The organism is Sulfurimonas sp. (assembly GCF_026991475.1).
In the GTDB taxonomy this organism is placed as follows: Bacteria; Campylobacterota; Campylobacteria; order Campylobacterales; family Sulfurimonadaceae; genus Sulfurimonas.
Window position 1 is genome coordinate 47,115 of sequence record NZ_JALXBK010000077.1, and the last position, 8,495, is coordinate 55,609.

Below are 8,495 nucleotides of genomic sequence, written 5' to 3' on the forward strand. Positions count from 1 at the left end.
AATGTAAATAAATATGGATTGTAAATATTTTGGTGAGTGTGGTGCTTGTAGAGTTTATGAAGGTGGTTATGAGGCACAATTAAGTAAAAAATTAGAGATTAATGAAGAGCGTTTTGCACCATTTTTTTCTGGCGATATTACTGTTTTTAAGTCACCAGATGAGCATTACAGAGCAAGAAGCGAGTTTAAGATTTGGCATGATGGTGATGTTATTCGCTATGCTATGAACCATAAAGAGCATAAGGGTGTTGTTTTTATTGATGAATGTCCACAGGTAAATCATTTTATTAGTAAGCTTATGCCAAAGCTTCTTGAGGGTATAGAAAGAAAAGAGATGGGTTATAAACTTTTTGGTGCTGATTTTTTAAGTTCTAGTAGTGGTGAGATTGTAGTCTCTCTTCTTTATCATAGACAGCTAGACAATGAGTGGCAAAAACTTGCACAGGAGTTAGCTGGGGAGCTTGGAATTTATCTTATAGGTCGCGCTAGAAAACAGAAGCTTGTCATAGGGCAGGATTATATTACTGAGACGCTAAATATTCAAAACCGAGCCTATAAATTTAACTATATTGAAAATAGTTTTACACAGCCAAATCCTCGCGTAAATGAGCAGATGGTTTCGTGGGCAATGGAAAATTTTGCAGATGCACAAGGAGATCTACTTGAACTCTATTGTGGTGCAGGAAATTTCACTATTCCTTTTGCAACGATTTTTGATAAAGTGCTTGCAACTGAAATCTCTAAATCTTCCATAAACGCAGCCAAAGAAAATATGCTTTTAAACAGTGTAGAAAATATAGAGTTTGTTCGTATGAGTGTTGAGGAGTTTGTTGGAGCACTCGATGGTGTTCGCGAATTTCGTCGAATGAAAGATATAGATATAAAAGCTTACAATATTAACTCCATTTTTGTGGATCCTCCTCGAAGTGGCATGGATGAGGCATCTTGTAATTTTAGTGCAAGATATGAGCATATACTCTATATATCTTGCAACCCTGAAACTTTAGTAAGAGATTTAGAAATTTTATCTAAAACGCATGATGTTGTAGCTATGGCACTTTTTGATCAATTTCCATATACACATCATGTTGAAATGGGTGTGAAACTCATTAAGCGAAAGTAATTATGAAAAAAATATTAATCATTAGTAGTGGAACAGTTGGTGAACATTTTATTAACAGAGTTATTCAGGCACACACTAGTGAAAATATTTATTATATAGTACAAACAAAAGCCAAAGAGTTTGAGAATGCTTCACCAGCAAGATTTAAATTTTACGAGTTTGATCCTACTAGTCTATATAAACTTTCTAATCTGCTTAAGATGGAGTTTATACAGGTAATTATTGCGATGGATTCGCAGATAGATGTTGAAAATAGCATTAAAAATATCCGCGCTGTAAAAAAACAGTTGCGTATTGTTGTACTAAATTTTTGGAATATGAAGAGTGAAGCTTCTAATGTTGTTTTAGTAAATACAAATGAGATATTGGCTTCACGTCTGTTGGATTACCTTCCAAATGTTCCTGTAATCGCTCAAAATGTAGGTGTGGGCGAGGGTGAAATAATGGAAGTTCTTGTCCCTTTTGGTAGTTCTTTTGTCTACAGGCATATTGGTGCGATTGAGCAGAAAAACTGGCGTATTGTTGCTATTTATAGAGATAGAAAACTTGTGATGCCCTCACGAAGAAGAATGATACAGCCAAACGATACACTTTTACTCGTTGGTGAACCTGCCGTTTTAAAGTCCGTTTACCGGGCAATTAAGCGTGAACTTGGACAATTTCCAGAGCCATTTGGAACTAATTTAATGCTCTATATTGATATGAATATTATAAACCATGAAACAATTACTGAACTTGTTGATCAAGCTGTATATGTTCATGAAAAGTTTAATCATGATTTGATTATTAAGGTTGTAAATCCGGGTAATATTGAAATTTTAGAGTACATTAAAAGTTTAAGAACTTTTAATATTATTGTAAATATTAAGTATGACAATCTAAATATTCGTAGTACATTTTTGAATGATGTGAGTAGGTATCATGTCGGTCTTGTCATTGTGTCATGTGAAATGTTTGCTGATTATTATGTAAGAAATTCTTTATATGAAGTACATCTGCCAGTGCTTAAGCTTTCTAAAAAATCGCTCTCAGGAGTAAAAGATGTCTCTTTAATTCTTTCAGATAACAGAGACTTGGAAAAAATTTCTGCTACAATTTTTGATATTTCAGAGCAGTTAAACCTTAATATAGAACTTTATAACTATATGAATGAACATCAGGAAAATAGAGAACAGGTGATTGAACATTTTAACAATCTTTCAACAATTTTTTCAAAATCAATTAAAATTTATAATGAAAGTGACAATCCTATTAGGCGCTTAAAGAGAAAAGAAAATTTTATACAAATTTTACCTTTTACAAATAAATTGACCCAAAGACATATTTTTTCTCTTTTTTCAACTGATAGTGAAAAACTCTACCATAAACTCGATGAGTATACTCAAATATTTATTCCTGTACAGATATAATTTAGCCATTTTTTAGTAAAAATTAAGTATTATCTAATATATTAAATTTTGGATAGATAATGCAAGTAAATATTCCCCTAAAACAGATAGTAGATAACTCTTATGATATAACAATTGATGCAATGCCAAAGATGCATTTTCATAAAAAAGTTGCGATTGTAACAAATCCGAAAGTTGCTGGTTTGCATTTAGCATATCTTTTATCAAAAATTAGTGCTAAAGAGCTCTATATCATTACAGTTCCTGATGGAGAAGAGTATAAGAATCAGGCTTCAATTGACACTATTTTAGAATCACTTTTTAATCACCGTTTTAACCGTAGTTCTCTACTCATTGCGTTTGGAGGTGGTGTTATAGGTGATATGACTGGATACGCTGCAAGTATTTATGAAAGAGGAATTGATTTTATTCAGATTCCTACAACATTACTCTCTCAGGTTGATGCAAGTGTTGGTGGTAAAACTGGCATGAACAATAGATATGGAAAAAATCTTATAGGTGCATTTCATCAACCCCAAGCCGTATATATTGACCCCATTTTTTTAGAAACATTACCAAAAAGAGAGTTTGCAGCAGGCGTTGCTGAAATAGTAAAAATGGCAGTTACTTTTAACAAAGATTTTTTTGAATTTTTAGAGCATGCTGATTTAAATGATAAAATTGTTCTACAAGAGGCTATTAAGCAGGCAGTAGAGACAAAAGCTGGCGTTGTTGCAAAAGATGAAAAAGAGAGAGGTTTACGAGCAGCACTTAATTATGGACATACTTTTGGTCATGTTATTGAGAGTCAAACGCAGTATAAGCGATATTTGCATGGTGAAGCTGTAGCTATTGGAATGGTAATGGCAAACAAAACGGCAGTAGCTATGGGTCTGATGGATGAAGATGAAGCACAGAGGGTTGAAAAGCTTTTACAAAAATATAGCTTGCCGACAGATTATGTTATTGAAGATGTAGAAGCTTTTTATGAAACATTTTATCTTGATAAAAAAAGTTTAGATGCAAGTGTGACCTTTATTATTCCACATCATCTTGGCGGTGTGAAAATAACTGATGCAGTGGATAAACATCTAATTTTGGATGTACTCAAAACTTTTAAGGCTTCTTAATGCAGTTGAAATTTTTTATTTTAATTCTTCTTTTTTTACAAACTTTATATGCGAATGTTGAGACTAATAGTAGTGTAGATAGTAATCTTACAAATGAAGAAGTTTTACTAATAAAGGCAAAACAAGAGTCTCAAAAATATGCAAAAATAAAAAAAGACAGAGATACTCTTAAAACTTTAAAAATGCAGATTTCAGATGAAAATATGTGGATAAAAAGTTATGCTTCTTATTTGACTGCAGTTGATGTAAAAAATAATCTTGATAAAATCAAGAAGAGAATAAAATATCTTTCTAAACATGCAAAAAATGTAAGTGATAAGTCAGAACTCAATGCACTTATTGATAAGCAAAAGATTTTAGCCACACAGGTGGATAATTTAAAGGGAGATTTTGCACTTGCTCCATTTTCAGAGCTTATAACACCTCCAAATATAGAAAAAATTCCTGAAATCAGTAATCCTTTTGATATTTTAGGAGGTTATTCTCTTATTAAAACTTTTGATGCGAATTTTGAAGAGTATAAAAAGAAAAAAGAGGCACTCCAAAATCTTATTAAAACATTGCAAACGCAGCTTAGAATATATAACCACTTAGCAATAATAGATACAGCTCATGATTACAAAAAAGATATAAAAAGACAAAAATTACAGTTAGAGATGTTTAGAAGAGCTCTAGATACTATGAATGTAACTATGAATGTTTATCAAAAAAGATTAGATGTTGCCGAGGTAAATATCCATAAAAGTATTAAAAGACAAATATATGGTCTCATCAAAATTACTATTATTATCTTTTTCATCTTTTTAATCTTCTTTCTTCTCAAATTGATAGTAAAGAAATATATTACTGATAATGAACGCTTTTATATGGCAAATAAAATTATTACTTTTGCCAACTTTACAATTATTATATTGGTGCTTTTTTTCAACTATATTGAGAATGTAAGTTACATTGTAACTATTTTAGGATTTGCTTCAGCAGGTATCGCCATTGCCATGAAAGATTGGTTTATGAGTTTGCTTGGTTGGCTTGTAATTGTTTTTGGTGGTAGTATTCATGTTGGAGACAGAATCCGTGTGGACCTAAATGGTATGAAATATGTAGGAGATGTATTAGATATTTCACTGCTGCGCATAACAATACTCGAAGATATTACGCTTACTTCAATTATGCAAAATCGTCGTGCTGGTAGAATTATTTTTATTCCTAATAATTATATTTTTACAAAAATGATAGCAAACTATACACATAACTCTTTAAAAACAGTCTGGGATGGAATTAAAATTACCATCACCTTTGACTCAAATCATAAAAAAGCAATGCATTTGGTCAAAGAGATTACCAAAAAATACTCTAAAGGGTATACTGATATTACAAGAAAACAGTTAAATAAATTACGACAAAATTATAGTCTAAAAAATACAAATGTTGAGCCAAGAATTTACTCATTTATTGCGCCAAATGGTCTTGATATTGAGGCTTGGTATTTAACAAATGCGTATGGTACTTTAACATTGAGAAGTGTTATATCGGCTGATATTGTTGATGCTTTTAATGCAGAAGATGATATTACCATAGCTTACCCTACACAAAAACTAAATGTCTCTATGCATAATGAAGATGCAATAGAACATAATCACGAGTTGGTATAAAATGAAGAAAAAAGTTTACTTTAAAACATTTGGTTGTCGTACAAATCTTTATGATTCACAAGTTATGATGAGTTCGCTCAAAGAGTATGACATAACAGAAAATGAAGATGAAGCAGATGTGATTGTTATAAATTCATGTACCGTTACAAACGGTGCAGATACGCATGTGCGTTCTTACATTTCACAGGTTGAAAAACATAATGGTGATGCGAAGCTCTTTTTAACAGGATGTGGTGCGCATACTAAAGGAGAGTCACTTTTAAAAGAGAATCGAATTCATGGTGTTTTTGGACAGAGTGAAAAGCAGAAAATCGATACATTACTTAAAAAAGAGCAGCCTTTTTACGAGCCAGGTGACTTAAATCATGTAGATGATATGGTGGTAGATGAGTTCATTGGAAAGAGCAGGGCATTTATAAAAATTCAAGAGGGATGCAATTTTCGCTGTTCTTACTGCATTATTCCTTATGTTCGTGGAGATGCAAGAAGTATGGATGAGTCACGAATTTTGGAACAGATAACTAGACTTGCAAGCAATGGATTTGGAGAGTTTATACTTACTGGTACAAATGTAGGAAGCTACGGACAAGACAGAAGAACTTCGCTTGCAAAACTTATGAAAAGAATGTCTCAAATCAGAGGTGTGCGAAGAATTCGTCTTGGAAGCGTTGAACCTATTCAAATAGGTGATGAATTTAAAGAGATTTTGGATGAGCCGTGGATGGAGAAGCATATGCATATTGCTCTGCAGCATACTTCGCCAAAAATGCTCAAACTTATGAACAGACGCAATATTTATAAATATGACAGAGAGCTTTTTGAGTTTTTAGCAGATAAAGGCTATGCCATAGGGACTGATTTTATTACTGGGCATCCAGGAGAGAGTGAAGAGCTTTGGAGAGAAGCTATGCTAAACGCAGGGGAGTTACCTTTGACGCATATTCATGCTTTTACCTATTCAAAACGTGATGGCACACCATCAGCTGTGATGAAACCAGAGATAAATGGAAAAGTTGCAAAAGCAAGACTTCATGAATTACAAGATTTGATTTATGCAAAAAATCTTGCGTTTAGAGAGGCATATAATGGTAGCTTAGATGTATTGATAGAGTCATATAAAGAGGGGCTCTATCATGGGCTTGACCAACACTTTAACAAAATAGTTGTAGAATCTAAAGAGGATTTAGTCGGCAATTGGCTAAATATTGAAAATTATGAGGTGAAAAAGGATTTTAATTATGCTAGAGTCTAAAACAAATCGTATAGCACTTTATGTTTCTGCGCTTATTATCATTGCGCTTGTGCTTTTTGCAATTTTTAGAGATAATTCTCAGCCAATATCACTCTCTCAAGCAAATCAACTCTTACAAGATAAAAGTGTCAAAAAGATAGTGGTAACAAAACAGTATGTATTTTTAAAAACAGATACGGGGTACTATAGAATTCCTTCATCTCAAGTAACTCCTAAAATGTTTGTTGATTATAAAGTGACAGTAGGCACAGAAGCAAATATATTAATCTATATACTCTTGTTTGTGGTTTTTTTAGGGCTTGGCTCTTTACTTTTTCGTTATTTTCAAAAAAGAAATTTTCAGTTTGGTGGTGAAGTCCAATCGCAAAATAGTGCTACATCATCAGCGTTAACGTCCGAAAACTCCTCCGTAATCGAAGCCATAAAAAGTGATGTGAGCTTTGCAGATATTGGTGGTATTAGTGATGTTAAAATTGAGCTTGAAGAGATTATTGACTTTATGAAAAATCCGAAGCGCTACAAAAGTTTTGGGGCACGTATGCCAAAGGGTGTTCTTCTAGTAGGTCCTCCTGGTGTTGGTAAAACGATGATAGCTAAAGCAGTAGCACATGAAGCAGAGGTTCCATTTTACTACCAAAGTGGTGCTTCATTTGTTCAAATTTATGTTGGAATGGGTGCAAAACGGGTACATGAACTTTTTTTAGCTGCGAAAAAAAATGCACCCTCTATCATCTTTATTGATGAAATTGACGCTGTTGGTAAAAAACGCGATGGCAATAGAAATGATGAGCGAGAAGCCACTCTTAATCAGCTACTAACTGAGATGGATGGATTTGAAGGCTCAACAGGTGTTATTGTCGTAGCAGCTACAAATAAAATAGATGTTTTAGATTCTGCACTATTGCGTGCGGGACGATTTGATAGGCGTATTTTTGTGGAGTTACCGACAAAAAAAGAGCGTGAGTCAATTTTACTAAAATATTTAGATAAAGTTCCTCATGAGTTAGATGTTCAGGTTGTTGCAAATATGACAGTTGGTTTTAACGGGGCAGCATTAGCGGCACTTGTCAATGAAGCAGCACTTTTAGCATTGCGTCAAAATGATTTTCATGTTACTTTAGAGCATTTTTATCAGGTAAAAGACAAAGTGATGTTTGGAAAGAAAAAGCTTCAGATGTTAAGTGAGCAGCAAAAGGCTTTTCGTGTTACTTATCAGGCAGGAAAAGTTTTAGTGGCAACTTACTATGATTTACCATTTGAAAAGCTGATGTTATCTAATGAAAATTTGACACCACAGACGGATGAACCTTTTATTAAGCAAGAACTTGAGTCTCGTGTACGTATGTTTTTATCGGGTATGGCATCGTGTGATATAAAATATTCTGAGCATTCAAATAATGCAAGAGAGGATCTGCTTCAAGCAAAAGATATAGTAGTGAAAATGTGTAATGAGTATGGAATGGCATCTACTTTATTACCACCTGAGGGAGAGCAGGAGTTGATTTTAGAACGTCTCTATAAGGAGACAAAAGATTTACTTCTCTCTATGCAGGGCTTAGTGGCAAAAGTAGAAGAAGTTTTATATGAGCGTGAAAGTATCAGTAAAAATGAGGTAAAGAAGTATTTAGATGAAATTTTTTAGCGGATTTTCTCTACAAGATGATGCCATTTTTTTTAATGACTTTATGAGCAAGAGTGACTTTAGTGTCAGTGGTTTTTCTTATGGTGCTATTAAAGCATTTGAGTATGTGCAAGACGCTTTAAAAGATGGTAAAAGAGTTGATAGATTACAACTTTTTTCTCCTGCTTTTTTTCAAAGCAGAGATATTAAATTTAAAAGATTACAGACACTCTCTTTTAAACGCAGTAGTGATACTTATATAAGAGAGTTTATTGAGTCATGTTTTCTTCCGTATGAAGTGCAAGAAGTGGAGCTAATTGAGGGTAGTT

Annotated in this window: 6 protein-coding genes and 1 pseudogene; all 7 read left to right on the forward strand. The window is 33.2% G+C overall.

Going from position 1 to position 8,495, the window contains the following annotated elements; genetic code table 11:
* Window positions 1-13 precede the first annotated feature (13 nt).
* Window positions 14-1,123: a tRNA (uridine(54)-C5)-methyltransferase TrmA gene (gene trmA / locus MV589_RS06595; protein ID WP_297431127.1), complete on the forward strand. Its 1,110-nt coding sequence runs from the start codon at window positions 14-16 to the stop codon at window positions 1,121-1,123.
* Window positions 1,124-1,125: 2 nt separating this feature from the next.
* Window positions 1,126-2,532 carry a COG3400 family protein gene (locus tag MV589_RS06600; RefSeq protein WP_297431129.1) on the forward strand — a complete coding sequence of 469 codons (1,407 nt, stop codon included), beginning with the start codon at window positions 1,126-1,128 and terminating at the stop codon, window positions 2,530-2,532.
* 59 nt (window positions 2,533-2,591) lie between these two features.
* Window positions 2,592-3,641 carry a 3-dehydroquinate synthase gene (aroB, locus tag MV589_RS06605; protein WP_297431131.1) on the forward strand — a complete coding sequence of 350 codons (1,050 nt, stop codon included), beginning with the start codon at window positions 2,592-2,594 and terminating at the stop codon, window positions 3,639-3,641.
* Window positions 3,641-5,293, forward strand: a complete 1,653-nt coding sequence (locus MV589_RS06610; protein ID WP_297431133.1) for a mechanosensitive ion channel family protein — start codon at window positions 3,641-3,643, stop codon at window positions 5,291-5,293. The genes aroB and MV589_RS06610 overlap by 1 nt, the downstream gene beginning before the upstream one ends.
* Window position 5,294: 1 nt before the next feature.
* Window positions 5,295-6,545: a tRNA (N(6)-L-threonylcarbamoyladenosine(37)-C(2))-methylthiotransferase MtaB gene (gene mtaB / locus MV589_RS06615; protein ID WP_297433186.1), complete on the forward strand. Its 1,251-nt coding sequence runs from the start codon at window positions 5,295-5,297 to the stop codon at window positions 6,543-6,545.
* Window positions 6,532-8,187, forward strand: a complete 1,656-nt coding sequence (locus tag MV589_RS06620) for an AAA family ATPase (protein ID WP_297433187.1) — start codon at window positions 6,532-6,534, stop codon at window positions 8,185-8,187. The genes mtaB and MV589_RS06620 overlap by 14 nt, the downstream gene beginning before the upstream one ends.
* Window positions 8,174-8,495, forward strand: a pseudogene (locus MV589_RS06625) (pimelyl-ACP methyl ester esterase BioV); the annotation flags it as partial. The gene MV589_RS06620 and the pseudogene MV589_RS06625, both read left to right, overlap by 14 nt.

What these genes read in the sequence shown, in the direction of transcription:
- MV589_RS06600 (WP_297431129.1), top strand. Translation starts at nt 1,126, where the DNA reads ATGAAAAAAATATTAATCATTAGTAGTGGAACAGTTGGTGAACATTTT.
- MV589_RS06610 (WP_297431133.1), top strand. Translation starts at nt 3,641, where the DNA reads ATGCAGTTGAAATTTTTTATTTTAATTCTTCTTTTTTTACAAACTTTA.
- aroB (WP_297431131.1), top strand. Translation starts at nt 2,592, where the DNA reads ATGCAAGTAAATATTCCCCTAAAACAGATAGTAGATAACTCTTATGAT.
- MV589_RS06620 (WP_297433187.1), top strand. Translation starts at nt 6,532, where the DNA reads ATGCTAGAGTCTAAAACAAATCGTATAGCACTTTATGTTTCTGCGCTT.
- mtaB (WP_297433186.1), top strand. Translation starts at nt 5,295, where the DNA reads ATGAAGAAAAAAGTTTACTTTAAAACATTTGGTTGTCGTACAAATCTT.
- trmA (WP_297431127.1), top strand. Translation starts at nt 14, where the DNA reads ATGGATTGTAAATATTTTGGTGAGTGTGGTGCTTGTAGAGTTTATGAA.